Origin of the sequence: Mesorhizobium sp. M7A.T.Ca.US.000.02.2.1 (assembly GCF_003996995.1) — a bacterium.
Classification (GTDB): Bacteria; Pseudomonadota; Alphaproteobacteria; order Rhizobiales; family Rhizobiaceae; genus Mesorhizobium.
This window is the reverse complement of sequence record NZ_RZTT01000886.1, coordinates 1-547: the sequence shown is the minus strand read 5'-3', so window position 1 is coordinate 547 and position 547 is coordinate 1. Positions and strand designations below refer to the sequence as shown.

Below are 547 nucleotides of genomic sequence, written 5' to 3'. Positions count from 1 at the left end.
ACGTCGAGCCCGGTCGATCCGACCCCACCCGGCGGCTTTGCCGCCACCCTCCCCTCGAGGGGGAGGGAAAGCCCTCGCCTCATGTTCATGATGTCGTCGGGCGGTCTCACCGCCGCCGACATGTTCCAGGGCAAGGATGCGCTGCTGTCAGGACCGGCCGGCGGCGTCGTCGGCATGGTCGAGACAGCCAGGCTCGCCGGCTTCGATAAGGTCATCGGCTTCGATATGGGCGGCACCTCCACCGATGTCGCCCACTATGACGGCGAATACGAACGCGCCTTCGACACCGAGGTCGCCGGCGTGCGCATCCGCGCGCCGATGATGCGCATTCATACCGTCGCCGCCGGCGGCGGCTCGATCCTGCATTACGAGGCCGGCCGCTTCCGGGCCGGACCGGATTCGGCTGGCGCCAATCCCGGCCCGGCAGCCTACCGGCGCAGCGGCCCGCTCGCCGTCACCGACGCCAACGTCATGCTTGGCAAGCTGCAGCCCGATTTCTTCCCGGCGATTTTTGGACCCGGCCAGGACGAGCCGCTCGACGTCGAGA

The 547-nt window shown here is 68.9% G+C and carries 1 protein-coding gene; it reads left to right on the top strand.

Annotation, left to right across the window (positions count from 1 at the left end; translation table 11 throughout):
• A partial coding sequence (locus EOD15_RS35290; protein WP_281035612.1) for a hydantoinase/oxoprolinase family protein occupies positions 1-547 on the top strand: 547 nt, incomplete at both ends.